Source organism: Kribbella jiaozuonensis, assembly GCF_005233875.1.
In the GTDB taxonomy this organism is placed as follows: Bacteria; Actinomycetota; Actinomycetes; order Propionibacteriales; family Kribbellaceae; genus Kribbella; species Kribbella jiaozuonensis.
Window position 1 is genome coordinate 482,814 of record NZ_SZPZ01000007.1, and the last position, 24,099, is coordinate 506,912.

26 protein-coding genes are annotated in these 24,099 nt (G+C 67.2%); 14 read left to right on the forward strand and 12 right to left on the reverse strand.

The features are described from left to right. Positions 1–30 precede the first annotated feature (30 nt). The 4 genes from FDA38_RS40810 to FDA38_RS40825 are packed head-to-tail and all read right to left on the reverse strand — an operon-like array spanning position 31 to position 2,584. Complete coding sequence (locus tag FDA38_RS40810) at positions 31–426, reverse strand: VOC family protein (RefSeq protein WP_170990036.1); 396 nt, start codon at positions 424–426, stop codon at positions 31–33. Beyond that, positions 423–1,052, reverse strand: a complete 630-nt coding sequence (locus tag FDA38_RS40815) for a maleylpyruvate isomerase family mycothiol-dependent enzyme (protein ID WP_137259539.1) — start codon at positions 1,050–1,052, stop codon at positions 423–425. Before FDA38_RS40815 ends, FDA38_RS40810 begins: the two co-directional genes overlap by 4 nt. A gap of 18 nt (positions 1,053–1,070) precedes the next feature. Then, on the reverse strand, positions 1,071–2,258 hold the full coding sequence (locus FDA38_RS40820) for an RNA polymerase sigma factor (protein WP_137259540.1): 1,188 nt from the start codon (positions 2,256–2,258) through the stop codon (positions 1,071–1,073). Then, entirely contained in the window at positions 2,255–2,584 is a 330-nt protein-coding gene (locus tag FDA38_RS40825; RefSeq protein ID WP_137259541.1) for a YciI family protein, read from the reverse strand. The genes FDA38_RS40820 and FDA38_RS40825 overlap by 4 nt, the downstream gene beginning before the upstream one ends. Positions 2,585–2,644: 60 nt before the next feature. Between FDA38_RS40825 and FDA38_RS40830 the strand changes: the two genes are divergently transcribed. From FDA38_RS40830 to FDA38_RS40845, 4 genes are all read left to right on the forward strand, one after another. Then, positions 2,645–3,022 carry a VOC family protein gene (locus tag FDA38_RS40830; protein WP_137259542.1) on the forward strand — a complete coding sequence of 126 codons (378 nt, stop codon included), beginning with the start codon at positions 2,645–2,647 and terminating at the stop codon, positions 3,020–3,022. 89 nt (positions 3,023–3,111) lie between these two features. Then, the gene (gene zwf, locus FDA38_RS40835) at positions 3,112–4,599 is read left to right on the forward strand and encodes a glucose-6-phosphate dehydrogenase (protein WP_137259543.1); all 1,488 of its coding nucleotides are present in this window, start codon (positions 3,112–3,114) and stop codon (positions 4,597–4,599) included. Between the two features lie 14 nt (positions 4,600–4,613). Beyond that, a complete protein-coding gene (gene cobF / locus FDA38_RS40840; RefSeq protein ID WP_137259544.1) occupies positions 4,614–5,366 on the forward strand; it encodes a precorrin-6A synthase (deacetylating) in 753 nt (250 codons plus the stop codon). Between the two features lie 114 nt (positions 5,367–5,480). Then, entirely contained in the window at positions 5,481–7,052 is a 1,572-nt protein-coding gene (locus FDA38_RS40845; RefSeq protein WP_202878057.1) for a carboxylesterase/lipase family protein, read from the forward strand. Here the strand turns inward: FDA38_RS40845 and FDA38_RS40850 are convergent. Together FDA38_RS40850 and FDA38_RS40855 are read right to left on the reverse strand one after the other, a co-directional pair. Further along, positions 7,038–7,643 (reverse strand): TMEM175 family protein, encoded by a 606-nt coding sequence (locus tag FDA38_RS40850; protein ID WP_233715235.1) that lies wholly within the window; start codon positions 7,641–7,643, stop codon positions 7,038–7,040. The two genes, FDA38_RS40845 and FDA38_RS40850, sit on opposite strands and share 15 nt — an antisense overlap. A 23-nt stretch (positions 7,644–7,666) precedes the next feature. Next, positions 7,667–9,079 (reverse strand): MFS transporter, encoded by a 1,413-nt coding sequence (locus tag FDA38_RS40855; RefSeq protein WP_233715221.1) that lies wholly within the window; start codon positions 9,077–9,079, stop codon positions 7,667–7,669. 734 nt (positions 9,080–9,813) lie between these two features. Here FDA38_RS40855 and FDA38_RS40860 point away from each other — a divergent pair. Further along, complete coding sequence (locus FDA38_RS40860; RefSeq protein ID WP_170990037.1) at positions 9,814–10,668, forward strand: phosphotransferase enzyme family protein; 855 nt, start codon at positions 9,814–9,816, stop codon at positions 10,666–10,668. Positions 10,669–10,810: 142 nt separating this feature from the next. Here FDA38_RS40860 and FDA38_RS42545 read toward each other — a convergent pair whose 3' ends face one another. From FDA38_RS42545 to FDA38_RS40870, 3 genes are all read right to left on the reverse strand, one after another. Further along, on the reverse strand, positions 10,811–10,957 hold the full coding sequence (locus FDA38_RS42545) for a hypothetical protein (protein WP_170990038.1): 147 nt from the start codon (positions 10,955–10,957) through the stop codon (positions 10,811–10,813). Between the two features lie 80 nt (positions 10,958–11,037). Further along, positions 11,038–12,219: a Fic family protein gene (locus FDA38_RS40865; protein WP_137259547.1), complete on the reverse strand. Its 1,182-nt coding sequence runs from the start codon at positions 12,217–12,219 to the stop codon at positions 11,038–11,040. 452 nt (positions 12,220–12,671) lie between these two features. After that, complete coding sequence (locus tag FDA38_RS40870; RefSeq protein ID WP_137259548.1) at positions 12,672–13,547, reverse strand: transglutaminase-like domain-containing protein; 876 nt, start codon at positions 13,545–13,547, stop codon at positions 12,672–12,674. A gap of 118 nt (positions 13,548–13,665) precedes the next feature. On the opposite strand from FDA38_RS40870, the gene FDA38_RS40875 reads away from it, so the two are divergent. Then, positions 13,666–14,646, forward strand: a complete 981-nt coding sequence (locus FDA38_RS40875) for a VOC family protein (protein ID WP_137259549.1) — start codon at positions 13,666–13,668, stop codon at positions 14,644–14,646. Positions 14,647–14,916: 270 nt separating this feature from the next. Here FDA38_RS40875 and FDA38_RS40880 read toward each other — a convergent pair whose 3' ends face one another. Continuing rightward, positions 14,917–15,399 carry a MarR family winged helix-turn-helix transcriptional regulator gene (locus FDA38_RS40880; RefSeq protein ID WP_137259550.1) on the reverse strand — a complete coding sequence of 161 codons (483 nt, stop codon included), beginning with the start codon at positions 15,397–15,399 and terminating at the stop codon, positions 14,917–14,919. A 51-nt stretch (positions 15,400–15,450) separates the two neighbouring features. Continuing rightward, positions 15,451–15,954 carry a DinB family protein gene (locus FDA38_RS40885; RefSeq protein ID WP_170990039.1) on the reverse strand — a complete coding sequence of 168 codons (504 nt, stop codon included), beginning with the start codon at positions 15,952–15,954 and terminating at the stop codon, positions 15,451–15,453. Between the two features lie 118 nt (positions 15,955–16,072). Here FDA38_RS40885 and FDA38_RS40890 point away from each other — a divergent pair, with 118 nt between their 5' ends. The 8 genes from FDA38_RS40890 to FDA38_RS40925 all read left to right on the forward strand — a co-directional run bounded on the left by FDA38_RS40890 (position 16,073) and on the right by FDA38_RS40925 (position 23,218). Next, the gene (locus FDA38_RS40890) at positions 16,073–17,239 is read left to right on the forward strand and encodes an MFS transporter (RefSeq protein ID WP_137259552.1); all 1,167 of its coding nucleotides are present in this window, start codon (positions 16,073–16,075) and stop codon (positions 17,237–17,239) included. Positions 17,240–17,249: 10 nt separating this feature from the next. After that, complete coding sequence (locus FDA38_RS40895; RefSeq protein ID WP_137259553.1) at positions 17,250–18,338, forward strand: precorrin-3B synthase; 1,089 nt, start codon at positions 17,250–17,252, stop codon at positions 18,336–18,338. After that, entirely contained in the window at positions 18,335–18,964 is a 630-nt protein-coding gene (locus tag FDA38_RS40900; protein WP_137259554.1) for a precorrin-8X methylmutase, read from the forward strand. Before FDA38_RS40895 ends, FDA38_RS40900 begins: the two co-directional genes overlap by 4 nt. Beyond that, positions 18,964–20,490, forward strand: coding sequence for a precorrin-2 C(20)-methyltransferase (locus FDA38_RS40905; RefSeq protein WP_137259555.1), 1,527 nt, complete (start codon positions 18,964–18,966; stop codon positions 20,488–20,490). Before FDA38_RS40900 ends, FDA38_RS40905 begins: the two co-directional genes overlap by 1 nt. Positions 20,491–20,570: 80 nt before the next feature. Continuing rightward, positions 20,571–21,266: a hypothetical protein gene (locus FDA38_RS40910; RefSeq protein WP_137259556.1), complete on the forward strand. Its 696-nt coding sequence runs from the start codon at positions 20,571–20,573 to the stop codon at positions 21,264–21,266. A 61-nt stretch (positions 21,267–21,327) separates the two neighbouring features. Further along, positions 21,328–21,939, forward strand: a complete 612-nt coding sequence (locus FDA38_RS40915; protein ID WP_202878058.1) for a hypothetical protein — start codon at positions 21,328–21,330, stop codon at positions 21,937–21,939. Between the two features lie 87 nt (positions 21,940–22,026). After that, complete coding sequence (locus FDA38_RS40920; protein WP_202878059.1) at positions 22,027–22,725, forward strand: SDR family NAD(P)-dependent oxidoreductase; 699 nt, start codon at positions 22,027–22,029, stop codon at positions 22,723–22,725. 10 nt (positions 22,726–22,735) lie between these two features. Then, the gene (locus tag FDA38_RS40925) at positions 22,736–23,218 is read left to right on the forward strand and encodes a 2,4'-dihydroxyacetophenone dioxygenase family protein (protein ID WP_137259558.1); all 483 of its coding nucleotides are present in this window, start codon (positions 22,736–22,738) and stop codon (positions 23,216–23,218) included. Here the strand turns inward: FDA38_RS40925 and FDA38_RS40930 are convergent. Next, positions 23,208–24,083, reverse strand: coding sequence for a LysR family transcriptional regulator (locus FDA38_RS40930; RefSeq protein ID WP_137259559.1), 876 nt, complete (start codon positions 24,081–24,083; stop codon positions 23,208–23,210). The two genes, FDA38_RS40925 and FDA38_RS40930, sit on opposite strands and share 11 nt — an antisense overlap. Positions 24,084–24,099 lie beyond the last annotated feature (16 nt).

Genomic DNA, 24,099 nt, shown 5'->3' on the forward strand with positions numbered 1-24,099 from the left:
TCCAGGCGCTGCGAGCAAGACGCGTCCGACCTACGGCAGCTCCCAGTGTGCTTCGACCATCCAGAGATGCCCGTCTGGGTCGGTGAACGTCGCCATGTACGCCCACGGTTGGCGGACCGCCTCGGTGACCATCGTGGCGCCGGCCTTCACCGCCTGAGCGGCCAGTGCGTCGACGGCCTCCTCGGTGTCGACGCTGACAGTGAGGATGCACTCGCTCTGGCCGCGCGGAGCGGCGGGCTGGTCGCCGAGGACCCAGCCGAAGCCACCGGTCGGGATGAGCATCAGCCGTACGCCGTCTGCCAATGTGAACTGCAGGGGTTCGGGGATGCCGTCCTCGTCCGGCTCGCCGACTGGTGTCAGGCCGAGTGCCTCCTGGTAGAAGGCGTACGAGCGGGGCCGGTCCTCGATCGGGAGGCTGATGATCATCGGGTTACTCCTGCGGTGAATCGGGCGGCGTCGGAGCCGGTCAGGTGGTTCGGTGGGAGGGTACGGCCGCAGAGCACCAGCAGGAGGTCCTGGGCGGCGCCGGTGAGCGGCGTGCCGGTGCCGTAGGTCCAGTCGAGGTCGGTGGCCTGCAGGTGGATGCCGGTGAGGTCGACGCCGAAGTACTTGACCTGGCGTGGGTTCATGTCGTCGAGAATGTAGTGCAGTCGCTCGGCGGGGATCTGGCGATCGATGCCTAGTGCAACGGTCACGTCGAGGCCGTGGATGACGTCGTGGGACAGGGCGCCCACATAGCCGCCGCCTGGTGGCTTCCACGGGTGGTTGACGTTCTGGCGCAGGCATTCGACCAGCTCGGCCGATGAGAGTTCAGTAGCGTCCGCGCGGGCCTGGCGATCGGCGTACCGGTCGAACTTGCCGCCGGCCCGGATCATCCCGGCGAGGAACCGTGGCATCGAGATGCGGTACGGCATGGTGATGTGGGCAACCAGCTCGCGCACCCGCCACTCCTTGCACAGCGTGGACCTGTCCCAGTCGTCCTCCGGCAGCCCGGCCAGCACCTCCGCCAGCTCGGTGCGCTCGGCCGCGACCGCAGTTCTGATATCCGTCATACCCCACCGACGAACGTCTCAGGTCCGCACAGACACTTCTCGCAATCTTTTCTGCAGATACAGCCGCTCCGCGTCCGTGGTCGCGAGTTCGAGGGCCTCTTCGTACGCCGTCTTCGCCTCCGGCCAGCGTTCCAGGCGGCGGAGGAAGTCGGCGCGGGTGGCTGGGAGGAGGTGGTAGCCGGCCAGCGGGCCTTCGGCGAGCTCCTCGACTAGGCGTAGGCCTACGGCTGGGCCGTCTGCCATGCCGATGGCTACTGCGCGGTTGAGGGTGACGACCGGAGTCTGTGGGAGCTGGGCGTACAGGGCGGCGATCTGGGGCCAGTCTGTGTCGGCTGCGGTGTGGGCAGTCGCGTGGCAGGCGGCGATGGCGGCCTGGACCTGGTACGGGCCTGGAGCTCCACGGTCGAGTGCGGAGTCCAGCAGGTCGACGCCCTCCTTGATCTGGCTGTGGTCCCAGCGGGTGCGGTCCTGGTCATCGAGGGTGATGAGCGCGCCGTCCTCAGCAAGCCGCGTGTCTCGTCGCGCGTCATGCAGCAGCATCAGAGCGAGGAGTCCTGCAGCCTCGGGCTCCGATGGCATCAGCTGGACGAGCAGTCTGGCCAGTCTGATCGCTTCACCGCTCAGATTGGTTCGGACGACATCGGAGTACCCCTCGTTGAAGAGCAGATACAGGACCGCGAGTACGGCTGGTGTCCGCTGCGGGAGCAGATGCGCCGGCGGGACGCGGTACGGGATGCCGGCGTGCTGGATCTTCTGCTTGGCGCGGGTCAGCCGCTTCGACATGGTCGTCTCCGGGACCAGGAACGCCCGCGCGATCTCCGCAGTACTCAGACCGGCCAGTGTGCGCAGCGTCAACGCGACCCGCGCCTCCATAGCCAGTGCGGGGTGGCAGCAGGTGAACATCAGCCGCAGCCGGTCGTCCGGTACGTCGTACGGCGGATCGTCGTCGTACGCGATGGCCGCGACCTCGCGCAGCTTGGCGGCACCCACTGACTCACGGCGCATCCAGTCGATCGCACGGTTGCGCGCGGTCGTGGTCAGCCAGGCACCGGGCCGGTCCGGTACGCCGTCGACCGGCCACCGCTGCAGCGCCGCGCCGAACGCTTCCTGGGCGCACTCCTCCGCCAGCCCCCAGTCGCCGGTCACCCGGATCAGAGTGGCGACCACCTGGCCCCACTCCTGCCGGTAGATGTCCTCCAACGTCACACCGGCGGCTCCAGCACCGGGCGGATCTCGATCGTGCCGTAGCCGGCCGCAGGGTGTTTGGACGCGATCTCGATCGCCTCGTCCAGGTCGGCGCAGTCGATCAGCACGAAACCGCCGATCTGCTCCTTCGTCTCCGCGAACGGCCCGTCGGTGAGCAGAAGCTCGTCGTCACGCACCCGCACCGTGGTGGCCTCATGCGGTGGCCGAAGCCCCGCGCCGCCTGCCACCACGCCCCGGGCCTCCATCTCCTCCGTCCAACCGCCACACCCGGCGTCGGCGTACTCGGTCGCGGAGGCGTCTCCACAGATCATCAGCAGGTACTTCACCCAGCCATCGTCGCAGGTCTAGCGTCGACAGCAAGGGAACTTCAGGCGGGAGGGCATGCGATGACCGGACGGATCGTGCATTTCGAGGTGCCGTACGACGACGGCGAGCGAGCGCGGGCGTTCTACCGCGAGGCATTCGGGTGGAACCTGATGGAAATGCCCGAGATGAACTACACGATGGTGTCGACCGGACCGGTGAACGAGCAGTCGATGCCGGCCGAGCCCGGGTTCATCAACGGCGGCATGTACCAGCGCACCGGCGAGCTGACCCGCCCGATCCTGACCGTCGACGTCCCCGACATCGACGCCGCCTGGAAGACGATCGAGAGCCTCGGCGGCGAACGCGTCGGCGAGAAGCTCCCGGTCGGCGACATGGGTTACGCGGCGTACTTCAAGGACCCCGAAGGCAATGTCCTCGGTCTCTGGCAGACCGCCTAGCGGTTCAGGTCGACGTACACCGTTAGTTCACAGTTGAGTGCCTAGACTGCGGGGTGTGTTGGCTCCGGTGGCGTCCTCGGGAGGACTGAATGCCTGACCGTATCCAGACCATTGCCTATCCGGCACCGGGATCGCGGCCTTCGCGGCGGGATCCGGATCCGCTCGCGCCGCACGTGATCGTGCTGTTCGGGGCGACCGGTGACCTGGCCAAGCGCAAACTGCTGCCCGGGCTGGCCTATCTGCAGCAGTCCCGGTTCACGCCCGACGTACGCATCATCGGGACGGCGACCGAGGAGCTGACCTCGGAGGAGTTCCGGGCCCGCGCCCGGGAGGCTGTCGAGACGTTCGGCATGCACAAGCTGACCGACGAGCAGTGGTCACAGTTCTCCGAGACGCTCGACTACGTGCCGGTGACAGCCGGGCCCGAGGCGCTGGCGACCGCGGTGAAGGCGGCCGAGGGGCATCTCGGCCCCGACGTACGGCGGCTGCACTACCTGTCAGTGCCCCCGAAGGCGGCCCAGTCGGTGATCGCGATGCTGCGCGACGCGGACCTGGTCGACCGGGCCCGGGTGGTGATGGAGAAGCCGTTCGGTGACGACCTGGCCAGCGCGATCAAGCTCAACGACTTCGTCCACGAGACGTTCGACGAGTCGCAGATCTTCCGGATCGACCACTTCCTCGGCAAGGAAGCGGCGCTGAACATCCTCGCGTTCCGGTTCGCGAACGGCCTGTTCGAGCCGATCTGGAACCGGAACTTCATCGACCACGTGCAGATCGACATCCCGGAGTCCCTCGGGCTGGACCAGCGCGCCACCTTCTACGAGCCGACCGGCGCGTTCAAGGACATGGTCGTCACGCACCTGATGCAGGTGATGTCGTTCGTCGCGATGGAGCCGCCGACCGCTCTGGAGCCGCGGGCGATCTCCGAGGAGAAGAACAAGGTCTTCAGGTCGATGCTGCCGATCAGCCCGACCGATGTGGTCCGCGGTCAGTACTCCGGCTACCGCAACGAGGAGGGTGTCGCGCCGGACTCCGACACCGAGACGTTCATCGCGCTGCGGGTCGAGATCGACAACTGGCGCTGGGCCGGTACGCCGTTCTTCCTGCGCACCGGCAAGAAGATGGCCGAGGGCCAGCGGATCATCTCGATCGCCTTCAAGGAGGCGCCGAAGACGATGTTCCCGTCCGGCTCGGGTGTCGGCTCGGAGGGCCCGGACCACCTGACGTTCGACCTCGCCGACTCGTCCCGGGTGTCGCTGTCGTTCTACGGCAAGCGCCCCGGGCCGGGGATGCGGCTGGAGAAGCTGTCGATGCAGTTCTCCACCCAGGAGACGGAGAGCGCCGGCGACGTCCTCGAGGCGTACGAGCGCTTGATCCTGGACGCGATGCGCGGCGACCACACGCTGTTCACGACCGCCGAGGGCATCGAGTCGCTCTGGGATCGTTCCTCCCATCTGCTCGAGGACCCGCCGCCGGTCAAGCCGTACCAGCCCGGCACGTGGGGCCCGAACGCGATCCACCAGCTGATCGCACCGCGTGCCTGGCGCCTCCCCTTCGAAAGGGAATGGCGGGAGTAGTTAGGCTGCCCGGCATGCGGGAGATTCTGGTCATCGGCGTCGGGGCGGGCGATCCGGAGCAGGTGACGATGCAGGGTGTGTCGGCGCTGAACCGGGTCGATGTGTTCTTCGTGCTGGACAAGGGCGAGGTGAAGCAGGAGCTGGTCGACCTGCGGTCCGAGATCCTGCGCCGGTACGCGACGTCGAAGGACTACCGGGTCGTCGTCGGACGGGACCCGGAGCGGGATCGCACGGCTTCGGCGTACGTCGAGGCCGTCGACGACTGGCGGCGACGACGGGCCGATGTGTGCGCGGGGATGATCGCGTCCGAGCTGGGCGAGGACCAGGTGGGGGCGTTCCTGGTCTGGGGCGATCCGTCGCTGTACGACAGCACGCTGGCGATTCTGGACGACATCCTCGCGCGGGGTGAGCTCGGCTTCGAGGTCGAGGTGATTCCCGGGATCAGCAGCGTGTCGACGCTGGCCGCACGGCACAAAGTCGGGCTGAACCAGGTGGGCCGACCGATCCAGATCACCACTGGGCGAAGGCTCGCGGCCGGCTGGCCGGAGGACGTGGACGACGTGGTCGTGATGCTCGACGCGCAGACGGCGTTCACGGAGTATCTCGACGCTGACATCTATTGGGGCGCGTATCTCGGCACGCCTGACGAGATTCTCATCTCCGGACCGCTGCGCGAGGTCGCGAGTGAGATCGAGAAGGTGCGCGCCGAGGCCCGGGATCGTAAGGGCTGGATCATGGACACCTACCTGCTGCGGCGACCTAGGTAAAAGAACGCCGCCTTCAGCGGCGGGTGGGAGGGGGCGCCGACCTATACCAAAGGTGTAGGCGGTTTGGCCTTCGGGTCGACGCGGGGATGCCGGCGGCTCGATCACGCTGCAGGCATGAAGAAGAAACTCTTGGTGATCATGACGGCCGCCTTGGCGCCGGCGGGCCTGTTGGTGGGCCTGGCCGAGCCGAGCGACGCGGCCCAGCAGGATGTCGTACGAACTGATGGCGGACTGGTTGCGAGCAAGACGGTCGGGGACGCAAGGGTCTTCGACGGCATCCCGTACGCCGCTCCCCCGGTCGGCCCGCTGCGCTGGAAGGCGCCTGCGCCGGCCAAGCCGTGGACCGGCGTACGTGAGTCGAAGCTCGGCAACGTCTGCCCACAGCAGGCGAACTCCGAGGCGCCGGACGGGTCGTCCACCGAGGACTGCCTCTACCTGAACGTCACCACCCCGACCAAGCCCTCCCCGAAGCCGCGCGCCGTCGTGGTGTGGATCCCCGGCGGCGGGTTCTTCTCCGGCGCCGGCAACAGCTACGAGGCGTCGAAGTTCGCCGCCCGCGGCGACGTGGTCGTCGTGACGGTCAACTACCGGCTCGGCATCTTCGGCTTCTTCGGGTACCCGGGTCTGCCGGGATCCGGCACCTATGGCATCCAGGACCAGCAGGCCGCGCTGCGTTGGGTGCAGCGCAACGCCCGCGCGTTCGGCGGCGATCCGCGCAACGTGACGGTCGCGGGCGAGTCTGCCGGCGGCATGAGCGTCTGCGCCCAGCTGACCTCGCCGACCTCGACGGGTCTGTTCTCGAAGGCGATCATGCAGAGCGGCTCGTGCGAGTTCAACTGGGCCGCCAACAGCCAGTACCCCGGTCAGGCCGCGGACTCGCCCTGGATTCCAGCCAGCACGGTGCAGGCGAACGGCAAGGAGTGGGCAGCCGACAACAAGGCCAAGCTCGGCTGCAAGCCCGGACAGTCCATGCTCGACTGCCTCCGCGCCGCGAAGTCCGACGTACTGGTCGACGAGACGCTCAACTTCACCCAGATCGGGTACGGCGGGACCACCGTCGTACCGCTGTCACCTGCGCGTGCGTTGAAGGCCGGACTGTTCCACCGGGTGCCGATCATCTCCGGAAACAACCACGACGAGGCCAACGGCTGGCTGGCGGCCTTCGGCGACATCAAGGACTACCCGCAACTGGTCAAGAATATGGTCGGCGCCGAGAAGGCTCCGCAGGTGCTGCAGCACTACCCGCAGGCTCGGTACGACTCTCCCGCTGCGGCGTGGGGCGCTGTCACGACGGACCGGATCTGGTCGTGCACACAGGTCGCTTCGGACCAGCAGGCGGCCGGGAAGGTACCGGTGTACGCGTACGAGTTCGCCGACAAGCACTCGCCGATCGCCTCGCCCGGACTGGGTGCGGCACACGCCATGGAGCTGCCGTACCTGTTCCGGCTCGGCGGGTACGACTTCCCGATGTCGGCGACGCAGCAGACGCTGTCGAACCAGATGATCGACTACTGGACGGCGTTCGCCCGGACCGGCAACCCGAACGGTCCGGATCGGCCGCACTGGTCGCCCACCGGCGTACGTGAGGTCAAGGGCCTCTCACTCGCGCCGACGGACCAGACCGGCATCCAGCAGGTCAACCTGAGCACCGAGCACCAGTGCGGGTTCTGGTCACACCTTGGCTGACGTTCTCCTCCAGATCGGCATGAGGATCGGCGACAGGAGCAGCAGGAGCAGCGCGTAGAAGTTCACTCCGGGAACGAAGGCCGCCAGCAGGAAGGCGACCACGGTCAACCCGGTCAGGATCAGGGAGCCGACCAGGCCCTCTCTGCTGACCGGGTTGTCCGGGTTCTCGAGCTCCTTGTGACCGTGGATCATCCAGGCGATCGCCGACTGGCAGATGCTCAGCGCCAGGATCGTGCCGGTGTAGAACCCGGCAGTGAACCGGTTGCTCGGGAAGGCCCCGATGATCTCGGTCGGGAACGGCAGGACGACGATCGTGAGCAGCCAGAGCAGATTCAGACGAATCATCGCGGAGTTGTAGGCGCGAACGTGTTCGAAGAGCCGGTGATGCCCCAGCCAGAAGTTGGCGATCACGACGAAGCTGAGCAAGAACGTGAAGATCTCCTGCCAGTGGTCGGTGACCACACTGACCGCGTCGCCGCCCTCCGCCCTCACCTCCGGCACCAGGTCGACCAGCGGCAGCACCAGCAGCGTGATGGCGATCGCGACGACCGCATCGGTGAACAGAACCAGGCGGTCGGGGTCTCTCGTCATACTCACGGCCGAAAGAGTAGCCGTCAGGTGTGTCGTTCGCGGAGCAGGCTGATCGACAGGACCACCGCGGCGAACACGAACCCGGCTGCCGCGAGCCAGGCTGCGCCGTACCCGTCCCTGAGCGCTTTCAGGGTGCCCTCGGTCGCTCTGTGCGCGGTGGTCGATGCTGCGAGCGTGGCGAGTACTGCGGTGCCGATCGCCGCGCCTGCCTGTTGCGCGGTGTTGTTGAGGCCCGAGGCGAGCCCGGCGTCACTGGGGTCCGCGCCGGACATGGCCAGCATGATCGCGGCTGGGATGGCTACACCGATACCTGCGCCCATGACTGCGAGAACTGGGCCTACGTTGACGACGTACGAGCCGTCGACCGGTGCCTGGCTGATCCAGAGGAGGGCCAGCAGGAAGACGACCAGTCCGGCGATCAGCATCTTGCGGGGGCCGAAGCGGACGGTAAGGCGTGGGGCGATCGACAGCGACATGAGTGCGTTCATGAGTGGCGCGGGCAGGAATGCCAGGCCAGTGGTGAGGGAGTCGTAGCCGAGTACGCGTTGCACGTACAGCGCAGTGGTGAACTGGAAGCCGAAGCCGGCTGCGAAGAGCAGTACGACGACTATGTTGGCCACGCTAAGCTGACGGCGCCGGAAGATGCGCAGGGCAAGCAATGGGTTCTTGATGCGTGCTTGGCGTACTACGAACGCCGCCAGGAGTGCTATCGACGCAGCGGCCTGTAAGAGCGTCCGGGTTAGCGTGGCACTGGGCTCTGCGGTCTGGACGATCGTGTAGACGCCTAGCGATAGACCTGCGGTCACAAGCACGGCGCCTAGTACGTCGGCGCCGTTTGCGAGGCCGAGTCCTGGCTGGTGTGCCAGCAGCCGTACTGCGAACGCCAGCGCGATCGCTCCGATCGGGACGTTGATCAGGAATGCCCAGTGCCAGCCGATCGTCTGCGTGATGACGCCACCGAGAATCAGCCCGATCGACGCACCGCTGGCAGCCGTGAAGCTGTAGACGCCCATGGCTCGTGCTTGCTCGCCTGGCTTGGGGAACAGGTTGACGATCATCCCGAGAATCACCGCGGAGGCCAGCGCGCCGCCCACGCCTTGCAGGAACCTTCCGGCGATCAGCACCTCTTTGTCGGCCGCCAGTCCGCATAGGAGCGAGGCTGCGGTGAACAACCCGAGGCCTGCTAGGAAGATCCGCTTGCTCCCGATCAGGTCGCCGATGCGGCCGGCGAGCAGGAGGAGGCCGGCGAACGCGATCAGGTACGAGTTCATGACCCATGCCAACCCCGCCTGCGAAAACCCCAGATCCCCCTGAATCGTCGGCAACGCAACCGTGACGACGGTCCCATCGAGAATGATCATCAACTGCATCACAAACAGCACGACGAGCGCCTTACCCCGCCCCCGCGCCGCCTCCACCACCACGTCCACACTCACAGGCCTTCTCCTCAGTTTGGTCACTCAGAACGACCATAACAGATAGTCCTGTAGTAGACGATCTCTTATCAGATGAACTTCTGGTCAGGTGAAGATCGAGCCCATCGCGGTGCTACGCGCGACTCCTTCGTCACCGTGCTGCGCGCCGCACCCACCCACCCCCGCGCTTATCGCCCGGAGCATCCTTTCCGGCTATCGCCGGACTTGCGGGCTGCCGCCCGGACCCGAGCGCGCTATCGCGCGTGCGACCGCCCCGTGGTCCGGCCAGTTCGTACCTGTAGAGGTGGCTGCGGTCAGCCCATCGCGGTGCTACGCGCGACTCCTTCGTCGCCGTGCTACGCGCCGCCCCACCCGCCCCGGGCTCATCGCCCGGAGCATCCTTTCCGGCTATCGCCGGGTTCTTCCGGCTGTCGCCGGACCTGCGGGCTACCGCCCGCACCCGTGCGCGCTCCCGTGCGATCGACCGCCCCTTGGTGCGGCGGGTTGGTACCTGTCGAGGTGACTGCAGTCGGCTACCACCGCTCGGCTGCGCGCTCACCGAGCGTCCCACCCTTGCGGGAAACTCACCTGCACAAGCGCATCCCGTCGCCTTCGAAAACCACCTGACCACCGCGCGTCCCGACGGTTAGGGTCGCCGAGTGAGGGATGAGCCGACGGAGATCTCGTGCGAGCTGGTGGCTGGAATCCTCAATGAACATTGGGGTTTCGACGTCGCCGCCGTGTCCTATGCTCCCGTGGGATTCGGCAGCTACCACTGGATCGCGTCCACAGGCAAGGGACCGCAGTGGTTCGTGACCGCAGATCGAGTCGCCACGAACGGCAGGCGGGCGATCACCGCCGCCATGCAAACCGCCCACGAGCTAGCCGGCCACGGCTACGAGTTCGTCGTACCCCCGCTACCTGATCGCACCGGCAACCTTGTTCACAAAACGATCGCTGGCTGGGCATTCACAGTCCTGCCCTATCTGCAGGGATGGAGCACACCGGACGGCGCCTGGGACGACCCAACAGAGCGAGAGCAGATCGCACAGATCCTCGGCCGCCTACACGCAGCTCCGCCTCCAGAAGCCTTGCAGCGTTGGGACTTCGCGATACCGGACCGCGACAATCTCCTGGCCGCGCTCGCGGACCTCGACCGACCTTGGTCCACCGGTCCGTACGCGGAACCGACCCGTCTCCGGCTGGCCGCCGCGCACGACTACGTGCACAACAAGCTGAAGCACTACGACGCACTAGTCCGCCAACTTGAGGCATCAGACGACCCCTGGGTCATAACCCACGGCGAACCCCACAGCGCAAACGTCCTCCGCACCACAAACGGCATGCGCCTGGTCGACTGGGAAACCGCCCGCCTCGCCCCTCGCGAACGCGACCTGGCCGCCATCCTCGACGGCACAACCGACGTACTCCCGGCCTACCAATCAGAGGCCGGCCCGTTCACCCCACGCCCAGAAGCCCTAGAACTCTTCGACACCTGGTGGTCCCTGGCCGAGATCGCCTCCTACGTCCACCTATTCCGCCAACCACACACCAACTCCGAAGACACCAAACAGTCCTGGCAGGACCTGACGGAGTACCTCCCCGACTGACGCCGCGGCGCCTGCCGACGTCTAGTGCGACACAGAAGGGATCTCCGGCGCCGTCGTCACCGAAGCCACGCAGCTTCTGTCGAGCCTCGGACTCCCATCCGTTCCAGGCTTCAAGATTCCAGCGTGCGACGTCTCCAAGCAGCTACATCACAAACCAGTCGCCTAGCTTGTCAAAGGTGCCGCCCGTCGCCTCGTACAGTCCGCGCAACTCGGCTGGGAACGTGATGCCGAGCCCCAGCTCGACGGCGGCGACAGGCTGTAACTGCAGGCCGTCGTCAGCGCGCAGCATTTGTCACCACGCCGCCGCATCCATGACGGGCAGCCCCTCACGCCAGACCGCGGATCCAGCATGAGCGCGGATCGGCACGCTCAAGAGTGGTTCTGGCGATAGGGAACCGGGCGTTTCGGCTGCTCGCCCCGGGTATTTCCTGACTCGGTGGCGGACGCACGCTCATAGTCGGTAAGGATCCCGAACACCTTCGGAGCCTCATAGAGACGAGAGCGCTGCTGGTTGCCGATCGGTTGGAGAATTCCAGCCTCGACGAAACTTTCCATGGCCGCGAACGCGGCAGATCTGCTCGCCCCCGTCAACTGCATGACGTCTTCCGCGGTGACCACTGGATGCCCGATCAACTCGGGAAGCAGGCGTTCGGCCGCGCTGCCTCTGCGCGGTTTGAGTGTGGCTCGCCATTCCAACTCCAACTCCGCCAGACTCGTTTGCAAAACGACTGCGTCTTCTGCCGCTCGCCGCGTTGCGCTCAGGAAGAGGTCCAGCCAGTCGCGGATGCCATCGAGCGCCGCTTGCCCGTCCGGGGGTCCTGTATACCTGAAGCTAGAGAGGCCACCGACGTACGCTGAAGCACGGGTTGCCAGCGCAAGGCTGATCGGCGGAATGAAGGCGTCCGCCAGCCGTCGCCTCTTGAGGACAACATGGATCAAAGCGCGACCGGTTCGACCGTTCCCGTCCGCGAAGGGATGAATCGTCTCGAATTGCGCGTGAGCCAATGCGGCCTGCACTGTTCCGGGCAAATCATCGCGATTCACGAACGCGCACAGGTCCTCCATCAATGGTTCGACGTACTCCGGCGGCGGCGGCACGAAGGCGGCCTGGCAGGGGTTGAAGTTGTTGCCACCGATCCAGTTCTGCGTCGTTCTGATCACGCCGGCGATGTCGGGTCGATCCGAGTGCTCCATGAGAGCCCGGTGAATGTCGAGAAGGTCCCCCACCTCGATCTTGTCGACCACTGCAACCGACTGCACTGCGTGGTTCATGGCCTTGACGTTGCCCAGAACGGCGTCCGCGGTAGCGTCGTTGTCTTGTACGCCGGCCGCCAACTTGGCTTCATGTCTCGCGAGCCGACGGCTGTTGACCTGCAGACCCTCAATCTTGGACGAGGCGACGGCCTCGGCTCGTAACAAGAATCTGGCCAGTTGCTCCAGATTGTGCTCGCCAGGCCCTCTAGAGGCTGCCAGAGCGCGTTCGGTATCGGCGATGTCCGCTGCGAGTTCAGCACTGAACTCCAGCGCATGAGCGCTGAGCAGGTCAGGCACGTACGCTGTGTACTCGCAAGGACGCCTGTGCTTGCGAGGCCCGTACGCATCCGGACTGGCTTGCCAGACTGCACTGATCTGCTGACTCAACCTGGATCTCCCTGTAGGCAAGTCCAGGTTATCTACTTAACCTGGACTTACGGTGATCTTAGTCCAGGTTGACTCCCGCTGAGGCATCTTGCGCTGAGGACATCGCCCACAGCCAAGCCTCCACCGGAACACGCACACCGAAAAGACCTCATATCGGACGCATCTTGGGGAGGCCGAGGCTCTGCGCGGAGGTCCAGCCATTGGCCGCCGGAACCGAACGGTAAACCTCACCAGCGGTAGGTCGGCAGTTCGAGTCTCACCTGCGGATTCTCATCCGGAACCCGGCCTCCCGATTACCGCAAGGCCTATGCGGCAAGGGCGTGCATCAGGACGGCGCAATAGAGTTCCACTCCGCCGCGACCTCAGGGGCGACGGCGCTGTGTGAGGTCGATCGTGACTGGTGGGTCTCCGTACGGCGAGAGTTGGGTGATCGTTGAGGCCGGTCGGAGCTTCGCGTCGGTTTGGAGTTGCCGGTGCAGGTGATCTTCGGCAGCCGAGTCTCCGGCGTCGGCGGCCAGCAGTAGTCGGGCAATTTCGTCGGCATCGGAATCCGTGATGGCAGTGCCGACCTCGTCCCACAGGAGCGCCTCGTGACCATACCGGTGCAGGACTTCCATGATCACGTATGTCCGGATGAATCCTGGTCCGGATAGCTCTGACTCCGCAGCCACGCCATAGCGCGCGGGATCGAGGCGACCGGCACGGTAGCCCGACCAGACCTCCGCGGCGGTCTCGAAGGGGGCGCCCTCGCCGGTCGGTAGATCGCGGACGTCGAACGAGCGACTTCCCGGCTCGAGCTCGGGATCGAACCGCTGCCACCTGGTGCCGTTCCACCGTTCGGCGACGACGTGGTCACCACGGAAGTCCGGAGGTCTTGGGAAGTAGCTGGTGAAGCCAACTCGGGTCCGTGCCGGGATTCCCTGTTCGCGAAGTGCGGCGACCGCGAGCAGGGAATGATCACGACAGCATCCAGCTACCCGGTCGCCAGGCGGCCGTGGATCCAGCAGCGGGCCAGGATGCCGTGCCTGATCGATGTCCAGGATGGTCGAGACCCAGCGTGAGTTGATCTCGTCGCGACGGTCGTCGCGGAGCAAGTGCTCCTCGGCGCGATAGTGGAAGACGAGATTCGTCGCGGCCGTGCAGATCTCCTCGATCCCGGACAGCTCCCGGAGCAGCCGACCGTGCCGGCCCGGATCGGAGAAGGCGGAGTGGCGCGCGGGTCGGTCACGAGTGATCATGCGGCGATCCTGCCCTGATTTCTGGTCACATTTCAGGGATTTACGGCGGCGTCACGACCAGCAGAGCTCGAGGTCGCCGAGTCTTGCTCGGATGGGTTGGCGGCGTGAGACTACCGAGATGCCGGAGGATCTCGTCGAAGTTGCATGTCGTTGGGTCGATGCGTTGGAGCGAGCGGATGTGCCGGCGGCCATCGCGGTCAGTGGTCTGCACGGATGGGATCCAGGTCCGTGGATTGGCGAGGCGTGGCAGCCAAGGGTGGAGGAGCTCGCGGGTTCGGATCGGACGATGGGCAGTGCGCGGCAGGTCAACGACCACATGGTTCGGGTCGTGCTGGTCGGCGACCGCGGACAGGCGTTCGCGAGCGTGGTGCTGGACGAGGTCGGCAAGGTCGTCGGTACTTCGATCGACGCCGATGAGCAGGACGGACGATTCTGGGTCGTTGTGGGCTGCCCTGAGGAGCGAGAGGACGAGCTGCGGTCGTTCTACACCATGCTCACCGATGGACGGATCGGGCCAGGCGAGGGTCCGATGCGCACTCCACGCTGGCGCGACCGGGCGAACCCGACGCAGATTCACATCGATGTGCAGGTCGCCGACCTGGAAGCCGCCGAGCACGCCGTCCTGGAGTGCGGCGCTACGAAGCTGGAGGACTTCCCCGGCTGGCGCGTGTACGCCGATCCAGTGGGCCATCCCTTCTGCTTGTACCCCGGCCTCACCGAGTCCACGGACCGACTCGGCACGCTCGTTCGCGTGGTGATCGACTGCGCCGATCCAGCACCGCTGGCGCGATTCTGGGGCGCTGTGCTGGAGATGCCCCGTACGGTCGAAGACTCGCCCGACAGGATCGTGATCGCCCGCGACGACGACAGGCTGCCGATGCTCGCCCTGCAGCGCGTTCCCGACTACCAACCACCACGGTGGCCCGACCCCGAATACCCGCCACAGATGCACTTCGACATCGGCTTCGACGACCGGACGGAGAAGGAACGCATCGCCCTCGAGCTCGGAGGGAGACGGCTACCGCCGCAGGGTGGCAGCTGCCCCGTGTACGCCGACCCCGCCGGCCACCCGTTCTGCCTTTGCTACAAGGGCGAATGAGCGCCGACGGCAACGGTCTTCAGCAGGCACGACCTAGCGGCGCAGGCCGGCCGCAGTCACCTCGCCTGGTACGACCCGCCGCACCACGGGGCGGTCGCTCGCGCGGTAGCGCGCACGGGTCCGGGCGATAGCCCGCAGGTCCGGCGACAGCCGGAAGAACCCCGGCGATAGCCGGAAAGGATGCTCCGGGCGATAAGGCCGGGGGTGGGCGGGGCGGCGCGGAGCACGGCGACGAAGGAGTCGCGCGTAGCACCGCGGGGGGTTCTTCTTTCAGCTGGTGCGTTGGCGGCTGCGGCGTACGGGTTGGGCTGTGGTGGGGGTGGAGAGGGGGCCGTCTACGAGGGTGGTGATTGCGTCGACGAAGGGTTTGCGTTGGGGGGTGGCGAGGGCGTTGAGGACGTCGGCGTGGACTCGGTCGACGATTTTCTGGCCTTCGGCGGCGATTTTGGCGCCGGCGTCGGTGACGGCGATGACGCGGGCGCGGCGGTCGGTGGCGGCGGGTTTGCGTTCGGCGTACCCGGCTTCCTCGAGGGCGTCGACGGTGACGACCATCGTGGTCTTGTCCATGTAGGCGAGCTCGGCGATCTGGATCTGGGTGCGTTCCGCCTCCAGCGCATGCCGCAGTACGCACTGCATCCGCAGGGTCAGGCCGATCTCCGCCAGTGCCGCGGACAGCTGGGTCTCCAGGACGTGGCCGGCGTGGGTGAGGTAGCCGGTCAGGTCGGGCACGGTACGTTCCGGAAGCTGCGCCATACCTTCGAGAGTAGCGCGGGATCGTCTGTCCGCAGATGATCCGGAGCTAGATTATTCTCCGCGGGCGCCGTCGATCAGCTCGCGGACCACGTCGAGGTGGCCGAGGTGCCGGGCCGATTCCTGCAGTACGTCGAGCAGCAGCCGCTCGACCCGGATCGGCCCGCGATACCCCTCGATGAACCCGCTCCAGTCCACCTCACGCAGCGTCTGCCGCGACCGCTCCCACTCCGCGTCGTACGCCGCCACGACCGAGGTGACCGTCTCGTCCGGCCCGATCCGGAACTCGTAGTCATGGTCGTCCGAACGCCACAACGACGGCAGGTCCTGCCCTCCGATGGTCCGCTGGATGTGCTGCCGTTGCACCGCGGTCAGGTGTTTGATCAGCCCGAGCGGATTCATCACCGGCGACGTGGCGAGCGGCGTCGCGCGCGCCTGCTGCTCGTCCAGCCCGTCGAGTTTGTTCACCGCGGTGGTGTGGATGAACTCGAAGTACCCGATCACCGACTGTGCGAGCGTCAGGTCGTCATCCGGCCACGGCCGGTCTCTCAGCACCATGCGCCGCACCCTCTCACCCCGCACCGACAGTCGCGGAAATGCGACGGCTTGCTCGCCGACCACCGCGGTGTCGCAAAACCGCGAGCCTGGCGTTATTGCAACTAGTTCGCTCGACACTATGACTCTTCTGGAAACCCGTACGCCGACTGTCCGGTGGCTCGGAGTCGTCGCGGTGACGCTCGGGATCTTTGCCATCGTGACCACGGAGATCCTGCCGATCGGCCTCCTCACCCCGATCGGCACGGACTTCGCGCTCACTCCCGGGCGCACCGGTTGGCTGATGACAATGCCCGGACTGGTCGCGGCCGTGGCCGCACCGGTCGTCACAGTCGCGACAGCTCGGCTGGACCGCCGGCTGATGCTCTGCGTGCTCATGGTGCTGCTGGCGGTCGCAGGACTTATCGCGGCGACCGCACCGGTCTTCTGGCTCGAGCTGGTCGCCAGATTCCTCGTCGGACTGACTATCGGCGGTTTCTGGTCGATTGGCGCCGGCCTGGCCGGGAGGCTGGTCCCGGAGCGGTGGGCGCCGCGGGCGACGGCTGTGATCTTCTCCGCGGTGCCGCTCGGGTCGGTGCTCGGCGTACCGGCTGGCACGTTTGTGGGTGAGTTTGCTGGCTGGCGTACGTCGTTTGCTGCGCTCGGAGTGCTCGCTCTGGTGGCACTGGGCGTACTGCGGATCACGGTGCCGCCGCTGCCGCCGTTGCAGGTCACCCGAGCCGCGGTACTGCGTAATGCTCTCCGCGGGAGTCGGAATGCGCTCATTGTGACCTGTCTGATTGTCACGGCGCAGTTCGCGACCTACACGTATGTCACGCCGTTCCTGCGCGACGTCGTACGGCCGGAGCTGATCGGACTGTTCTTGCTGATCTACGGAGCTGCGGGGCTGGTGGGCAACGTGATCGCTGGTACGGCGGCGGCACGGAACCTGAGGGCGACGTTCGCAGCCTGCGCAGGGCTGATTGCGGCTGCGACTCTGCTGTTGCCGCTGGCGGGTCACACGGCGGCGGGTGCGCTTGGGCTGCTCGTGGTCTGGGGGCTTGGGTACGGCGGGATCCCGGTCTGCTCGATGAGCATGTTCGCGCAGGCGGCGCCGGAGTCTCGGGAGGCGGCGACGGTGTGGTTCACGTCGTCGTACCAGGCTGTGTTGTCTATCGGTGCGCTACTGGGTGGGCTGGTGGTGGACGCGTGGTCGATACCGGTGGCGATGGTCGCCGGCGGTGGGTGCGCGGTGGTGGCGGTGGCGGTGCTGCTGTGGTCCAGAACACAGGAGGTGCCGGGGACGTAGCATCGCGGGCATGGCGCGGACCGAGACCGATCGATGCCCTGGTGTGCTGGCTGTGCACCAGGCGGCGGACGGCGGTCTCGCGCGTGTCCGGTTGCCGGGTGGGGTGGTGAGTGCGGAGCAGCTGGAGGTACTGCGGGTTGCTGCCGCTGAGCTCGGTGATGGGCGGCTGGAGCTCACGTCTCGTGCGAATGTGCAGATCCGCGGGCTGGACGCGCGGGGGCCGCGGGAGTTGTCTGACCGGTTGTTTGGCGTGGGGCTGTTGCCGTCGATGGCGCATGAGCGGGTGCGGAACATCCTGGCGTCGCCGCTCTCCGGATTGGATCGGGAGTCGCGGTACGACGTACTCCCGGTGGCGGCTGCGCTGGATCGGGGGCTGTGTGCGCGGCCGGGGTTGGCGGAGCTGCCGGGGCGGTTTCTGTTCGCGCTGGATGACGGGCGGGGGGATCTGGCGGATGTGCGGGCGGATGTTGCTGTGCGTGCGGTGGATGAGCGGAGTGCGGTGCTGAGCCTCGGGGGGCTTGGCGTGCGGGTGTCGTGGGGCGAGGTGGCGGAGCTGATGCTGGGTGCGGCGGAGGCGTTCCTGGCGGTGCGTGATCAGGAGTGGCGGATCGCTGAGGTACCTGGTGGCGAGGAGCGGATCTTGGAGCGGCTCGGTCTGCAGGCGGACGAGCCGCTGGACACCAGCACCACCCGGGTGACGGCTGGTGTGCATGGCGAGGCGCTGGTGGTGACTGTCCCCCTCGGCAGCCTCACGCAAGACCAGGCAGCTGTACTAGCCGGTGCGGTGGGTGGGATGCGGGTTACGCCTTGGCGGTCTGTTGTGGTGGGGGTGGGGGTTGCTGGGTTGGAAGGGGTTGGGTTGGTTAGTGCGCCTGGCTCGGTTTGGGAGGGTGTGACGGCGTGTGCGGGGAGGCCGGGGTGTTCGAAGGCGTTGGGTGATGTGCGGGCGGATGCGGCCAGGCTTATGCCCGCGTTCGAGCGTGACGGGCGGCGGGTGCATTGGGCTGGGTGTGAGCGCCGGTGCGGGAAGCCTGCTGGCGAGTTTGTGGACGTGGTTGCGGTAGGCGATGGGTATCTGGTGGATGGGGAACGGCTGTGAGCTACGAGTACGTGCGCGACGGCGCGGAGATCTATCGGCGGTCGTTTGCGACGATCCGGGCAGAGGCGGCGCTGGACGGGTTGCCGGCGGACGTGGCGCAGGTTGCCGTGCGGATGATTCATGCCTGTGGGATGACTGACCTGGTTGGCGATCTCGCCTGGTCGCCCAACGTCGTGAAGAGCGCGCGGGCTGCGCTGCAAGGTGGAGCGCCGATTCTGTGTGATGCGCAGATGGTGGCGGCCGGAATCACTCGCCGGCGGTTGCCGGCCCACAACGAGGTGATCTGCACGTTGCAGGATCCTCGGACCGTCGAGCTGGCCCAACGCCTCGAGACCACCCGGAGCGCGGCAGCGGTCGAGCTATGGGACGAGCACCTGCACGGCGCGGTTGTTGCTATCGGCAACGCTCCCACGACGTTGTTCCACCTTCTCGACCGGCTGTCCCAAGGCGCACCGAGGCCGGCGGCGATCCTTGGCATTCCGGTCGGTTTCATCGGCGCGGCCGAGTCGAAGGACGCGCTGGCGGGGAATGAGCTCGGCCTCGAGTACCTGATCGTCCGCGGCCGCCGCGGCGGAAGTGCGATCACCGCCGCCGCCGTCAACGCAATCGCAAGCGAGGAGGAGTGATGACCGGGCGGTTGTGGGGAGTCGGACTCGGGCCTGGGGATCCTGAGCTGGTCACGGTGAAGGCGGCGAGGCTGATCGGGGCCGCCGACGTGATTGCCTTTCACAGTGCGCGGCACGGGCGGAGCATTGCGCGCGGGGTGGCAGCGCCGTACCTCACCGACGGCCAGGTCGAGGAGCACCTCGTTTATCCGCTCACGACTGAGACGACCGATCACCCCGGTGGCTATCAGGGCGCGATGGACGACTTCTACGAAGACTGCGCCGCCCGGCTCGCAGCGCACCTCGATGCCGGCCGCAATGTCGTCGTGCTCGCGGAAGGGGACCCGCTGTTCTACGGCTCGTATATGCACATGCACAAACGCCTGGCCGACCGCTACCCGTGCGAGGTGGTTCCCGGCGTGACGTCGGTGAGCGCGGCGGCCGCAGTACTGGGACGCCCCCTGTGTGAGCGCGACGAGATCCTCACCGTCCTCCCCGGCACCCTGCCGCCGGACGTGCTGGCGGACCGCCTGAGAGAAACCGATGCGGCGGCCGTGATGAAGCTAGGACGCACCTTCGCCAACGTCCGGGAAGCCTTCGAGCTGGCCGGACGTGCAGACGAGGCCTGGTACGTCGAACGCGCCACCACCGACGCACAGCGCACGGCGCCCCTCAACGACGTAGATCCGGACGACGTCCCGTACTTCTCCCTCGCCCTCCTCCCGAGCCCCATCAACAACACCTTCACTCCCCCACAGACCAAGACCGCGACCGAAGGCTCAGTCACCGTCGTCGGCCTCGGACCGGCCGGACCGGAGTGGATGACCCCTGAGGCCCGCGCTGCGATCGCAGGTGCCGACGACGTGATCGGCTACACCACGTACGTCGACCGCCTCCCGGACCGCGCCCGGCAGCGCAAGCACGGGTCCGACAACCGCGTGGAGTCCGAGCGGGCCGCTTTCGCCCTCGACCTCGCCCGCAAGGGCTCGAACGTTGTCGTGGTCTCGTCCGGCGACCCCGGCGTGTTCGCGATGGCCAGTGCGGTCACCGAGGTCGCGTCGGAGCCGGAGTACGCCGATATCGCCGTACGCGTGCTCCCCGGCATGACTGCAGCCCAGGCCGTCGCCAGCCGGGTCGGCGCGCCGCTCGGGCACGACTACTGCGTCCTTTCCCTCTCAGACCGGCTCAAGCCCTGGGAGGTCATCGCCCAACGGCTGACCGCGGCCGCAAAGGCCGATCTGGCGATCGCGATCTACAACCCCGCCTCGAAGTCCCGCACCTGGCAGGTGGCGGCGACCCGCGACCTCCTGCTCGAGCACCGCTCTCCCGGTACGCCGGTGGTGATCGGCCGGGACGTCGGTGGGCCGGAGGAAACGATCACCGTGACAACACTGGCCGAACTCGACGCTCAGACGGTTGACATGCGGTGCCTGCTCCTGATCGGCTCGTCGCAGACCCGTACCGTGTCCCGCCCCAATGGTCCGTTGGTCTTCACTCCCCGCCGCTATCCGGGCACGGTGAGTGAGTCCACGCCAGGAGCCGGTTAAATCCGCTCCCGGGCTGTGTCAGGCGCCGTACGGACGGGTAGGGACCCGCGCGGAAGCCGACCAGTGAGGAGCCAGCGGACATGACTCAGCAGTACCCGGGCGACCAGGGCAGCACCGCCACGATCGCCACACCCGTCGGCGAAGACACCACCACGCAGCGGTACGAGGAAGCCCGGGCCGCGGCGAGCCGGGCGATGAGCACGATCTCGATCCCGGAGCCGCCGGGCGCGGCTCCCGCGGAGCCCGACGTCGCGCCGGAGCTGCTGTCGTACCGCGGGTTCAAGTTCGGCGCCGCGTTCTTCGGCTGGCTGATCGCGATCTCGATGTCGGTCCTGCTGCTGGCAGCCGTGTCCGCGGCCGCGCTCGGCACCGCCGAGGTCCTCGACTACACCACCAGCGACGCGAAGGCCCAGCCCGGCGCGGCGTTGATCACCGCGGCGGCGGTGTCGATCTTCATGCTGATGATCGCGTTCTACACCGGCGGGTACGTCGCCGGCCGGCTGGCCCGCTTCGACGGCGGACGGCAGGGCTTCGGGGTGTGGATGATCGCGCTCGTGGTCGGTGTGATCGTGGGTGGCGGCGGCTGGGTGCTGGACAACCAGTACGACCTGGTCGGCCGGATCAACTGGCCGGACGTGGCGCTGGCCGACAACACGCTCCTGCTCGGCGGCATCGCCGCCGCGGCCGCGCTGCTGGTCCTCACGCTGCTGATGGCGATCCTCGGCGGCAAGAACGGCCGGCGGTACCACGACCGGATCGACGAACTGCTGAGCTAGAGGGTTTCGCTGCGGGGTACCGGACGGCTGCACGGGGCTGTCTGGTGAGGAGACAACTGCTATGACCCAGCAGCATCAGGAAGAGACACGGATCGATCCGTCGGAGAAGTACGACGACGATCGAACGACTACAACCGTCGACCGGACCACCGTGGCGACGAAGGATCGGGTCGATCCGTCGTACCGCGGGTTCAAGGGCGGCGCGGCCTTCTTCGGCTGGATCGTCGCGATCGGGCTGATCGCGCTGCTCACCGGGATCGTCGGGGCGCTCGCGGCCGCGGCCGACTACGCGCTCACGATCGACTGGAACAACTCGGCCGGCACGATCGGGATCGCCTCGGCGGCGGTCCTGCTGGTGATCCTGGCGATCGCCTACTACAACGGCGGGTACGTCGCCGGACGGCTGGCCCGCTTCGACGGCGCCCGTCAGGGATTCGGCGTCTGGATGATCGGCGTGATCGTGACGGCGGTCGTGGCAGGGCTGGCGGCGCTGGCCGGTTCGCAGTACGACGTACTGGACCGGGTGGATCTGCCGTCGGTGCCGATCGATGACCACACGCTCACGACCGGCGGAGTGGTCGTGGTGATCGCGGCAGTCGTCATCACGCTGCTGGCGGCGCTGGTCGGCAGCATGGCCGGACAGCGGTACCACAAGCGGATCGATGTGAGCTGACAAGCGGCAACCCGGACGGCGGATGACGACGATCCGCCGTCCGGGTCACGCTTGTCGGACCGCACGGCAGCCTGCAGGATGCGAGGCATGACACGCACCGCGCTGGTCGTCGGAGGCACCAGCGGCATCGGCGCGGCCACAGCACGCCGCCTCGCGGCAGACGGTCTGCACGTCATCGCGGCCGGCCTGAACGCCCACACGCCCGAAGCGAGCGCGCCCCACCCCGTCCAGGTGGAGCTGGATCTGCGCCAGCCCGGCGACCTCGAGGGACTGATCAGTTCGCTCGGGGCTCTCGACGTACTGGTGAACGCAGCCGGCATCATCCGGCGCGGCGACGAGCACCAGCCAGACGTGTTTCGTGAGGTCGTCGAGATCAACCTGACCGGCGCAATGCGGGCCTCCGAGGCCGCACACGACCTCCTCGCGGCCAGCAGCGGTTGCATCGTCAACGTGGCCTCGATGCTCAGCTACTTCGGCGGTCCGCTCGTACCGGCGTACAGCGCCTCCAAGGGCGGCATCGTCCAGCTGACCAAGTCCCTTGCCGTCGCATGGGCTCCGGACGGCATCCGGGTGAACGCCGTCGCACCAGGCTGGATCGCCACCGACCTGACTGCCGCGCTGCAGTCCGATCCGATCGCCTCCGACCGGATCCTGTCCCGTACGCCGATGGCTCGCTGGGGCACTCCGGACGAGGTCGCGGGCGTGATCGCCTTCCTGTCCGGCCCCGACGCGGGCTTCGTCACCGGCACCGTCGTACCCGTCGACGGCGGCTACCTGAGCATGTGAGGAGAACCCGATGATCCCCGTATCCGCAGGTGTCCCGCCCGAGATCGCCGTACAGGCCGTGCCCGATGACGACCGGCTCTGGGTGCAGCAGGCGCCGGACGTGTGGTTCCGGCCGCTGATGCTGAACACGATCACCGGCCAGTGGTGCAACCTGCTCAAGGTCACCCGGGCCGGCATCGTCTCGCGGCACCGCCACCCGAGCGCGGTCTTCGGCTATGTGATCAAGGGCAAGTGGCAGTACGACGAACACGACTGGGTCGCCGACACCGGCTCGTTCGTGTACGAACCGCCGGGCGAGATCCACACGCTGCGCGTACCCGAGGACTGCACCGAGATGATCACGTTCTTCAACATCTCCGGCGCGATGATCTACGTCGACGAGGCCGGCAACCAGATCGGGTACGAGGACACGTTCACCAAGATCCAGCTCTGCCGCGACCACTACGGCGCCAACGGCCTCGGCGCGGACTACGTGGACCAGTTCATCCGCTGACTTCCCGGACGGCCTCGATCACCTGGTCGAGCGAGGGCGAGTGCACGCGGTCGCCGCGGGTGAACAGACCGACCTGGCGGTCCACACCGGCGTCGTGAATCGGGACGAGCTTCACGCCGTCGAGGTTGGCGGTGGTGACCGCCAACTGGTTGGTCACGCCAACGCCGAGACCGTGGCGGACGAGCGACAGCAGAGTCTGCGGCTGGTTGGTGCGGAAGGCGGACTCGGGGTTGAGACCTGCGGACGCGAACGCCAGGTGGGACTCGAACTGCCGCGGCCCGTCCGCCTCACCGATCGAGATGAGCGGGAGCTGGGCGAGCTCTCCGAGGCTTACCGACGAAGCCTCGGCCAGCGGGTGGTCGGCCGGGAAGACTGCGGTGAGCGGTTCTCGCCAGAGCACCTGGTGGACGAGCGACTCATCGGTGACGAGCGGATGCACCGGTCGGATCGCGAGGTCGATGTCGCCACGCAGCAGTGCGCTCTCCAGGTCGATGCTCGGTCCCTCGACCAGCAGGAGCCGGATGCTGTCCGGCAGGCGGCGTACGACGCGGGGGAACAGCCAGGCGGCCGCGCTCGGGTAGGCGCCGAAGCGGACCTCTCCCCCGCCGTTCAGGCTCTGGAGGTTGCGCAGGAGCTCCTCGGCCCGTGGGAGCAGCGCACGGCCCTCAGGGGTCAGGCTGGTGGGATGTGTGCGGTCGAAGAGCTGTACGCCGAGGGCACGCTCCAGCTCGGCGACATGCTCGCTGATCCGCGACTGACCGCGGTACACCGCCTTGCCGGCCGCGGAGAACCCGCCGTACCGGGCGACGGCGACGAAGCTCACGATCCAGTCCATCCGGAAGCCGTACGCCGCGTTGAGGTCCACGCGCGTCACGGTAGCG

Excerpts from the sequence above, each read along its gene's own strand:
- FDA38_RS40875 (WP_137259549.1), top strand. The coding sequence starts at position 13,666 with ATGCCGGAGGATCTCGTCGAAGTTGCATGTCGTTGGGTCGATGCGTTG.
- cobF (WP_137259544.1), top strand. The coding sequence starts at position 4,614 with ATGCGGGAGATTCTGGTCATCGGCGTCGGGGCGGGCGATCCGGAGCAG.
- FDA38_RS40925 (WP_137259558.1), top strand. The coding sequence starts at position 22,736 with ATGATCCCCGTATCCGCAGGTGTCCCGCCCGAGATCGCCGTACAGGCC.
- FDA38_RS40830 (WP_137259542.1), top strand. The coding sequence starts at position 2,645 with ATGACCGGACGGATCGTGCATTTCGAGGTGCCGTACGACGACGGCGAG.
- FDA38_RS40895 (WP_137259553.1), top strand. The coding sequence starts at position 17,250 with ATGGCGCGGACCGAGACCGATCGATGCCCTGGTGTGCTGGCTGTGCAC.
- FDA38_RS40810 (WP_170990036.1), bottom strand. The coding sequence starts at position 426 with ATGATCATCAGCCTCCCGATCGAGGACCGGCCCCGCTCGTACGCCTTC.
- FDA38_RS40870 (WP_137259548.1), bottom strand. The coding sequence starts at position 13,547 with ATGATCACTCGTGACCGACCCGCGCGCCACTCCGCCTTCTCCGATCCG.
- FDA38_RS40920 (WP_202878059.1), top strand. The coding sequence starts at position 22,027 with ATGACACGCACCGCGCTGGTCGTCGGAGGCACCAGCGGCATCGGCGCG.
- FDA38_RS42545 (WP_170990038.1), bottom strand. The coding sequence starts at position 10,957 with ATGCTGCGCGCTGACGACGGCCTGCAGTTACAGCCTGTCGCCGCCGTC.
- FDA38_RS40910 (WP_137259556.1), top strand. The coding sequence starts at position 20,571 with ATGACTCAGCAGTACCCGGGCGACCAGGGCAGCACCGCCACGATCGCC.
- FDA38_RS40880 (WP_137259550.1), bottom strand. The coding sequence starts at position 15,399 with ATGGCGCAGCTTCCGGAACGTACCGTGCCCGACCTGACCGGCTACCTC.
- zwf (WP_137259543.1), top strand. The coding sequence starts at position 3,112 with ATGCCTGACCGTATCCAGACCATTGCCTATCCGGCACCGGGATCGCGG.
- FDA38_RS40890 (WP_137259552.1), top strand. The coding sequence starts at position 16,073 with ATGACTCTTCTGGAAACCCGTACGCCGACTGTCCGGTGGCTCGGAGTC.
- FDA38_RS40815 (WP_137259539.1), bottom strand. The coding sequence starts at position 1,052 with ATGACGGATATCAGAACTGCGGTCGCGGCCGAGCGCACCGAGCTGGCG.
- FDA38_RS40915 (WP_202878058.1), top strand. The coding sequence starts at position 21,328 with ATGACCCAGCAGCATCAGGAAGAGACACGGATCGATCCGTCGGAGAAG.
- FDA38_RS40885 (WP_170990039.1), bottom strand. The coding sequence starts at position 15,954 with ATGGTGCTGAGAGACCGGCCGTGGCCGGATGACGACCTGACGCTCGCA.
- FDA38_RS40850 (WP_233715235.1), bottom strand. The coding sequence starts at position 7,643 with ATGACGAGAGACCCCGACCGCCTGGTTCTGTTCACCGATGCGGTCGTC.
- FDA38_RS40845 (WP_202878057.1), top strand. The coding sequence starts at position 5,481 with ATGAAGAAGAAACTCTTGGTGATCATGACGGCCGCCTTGGCGCCGGCG.
- FDA38_RS40905 (WP_137259555.1), top strand. The coding sequence starts at position 18,964 with ATGACCGGGCGGTTGTGGGGAGTCGGACTCGGGCCTGGGGATCCTGAG.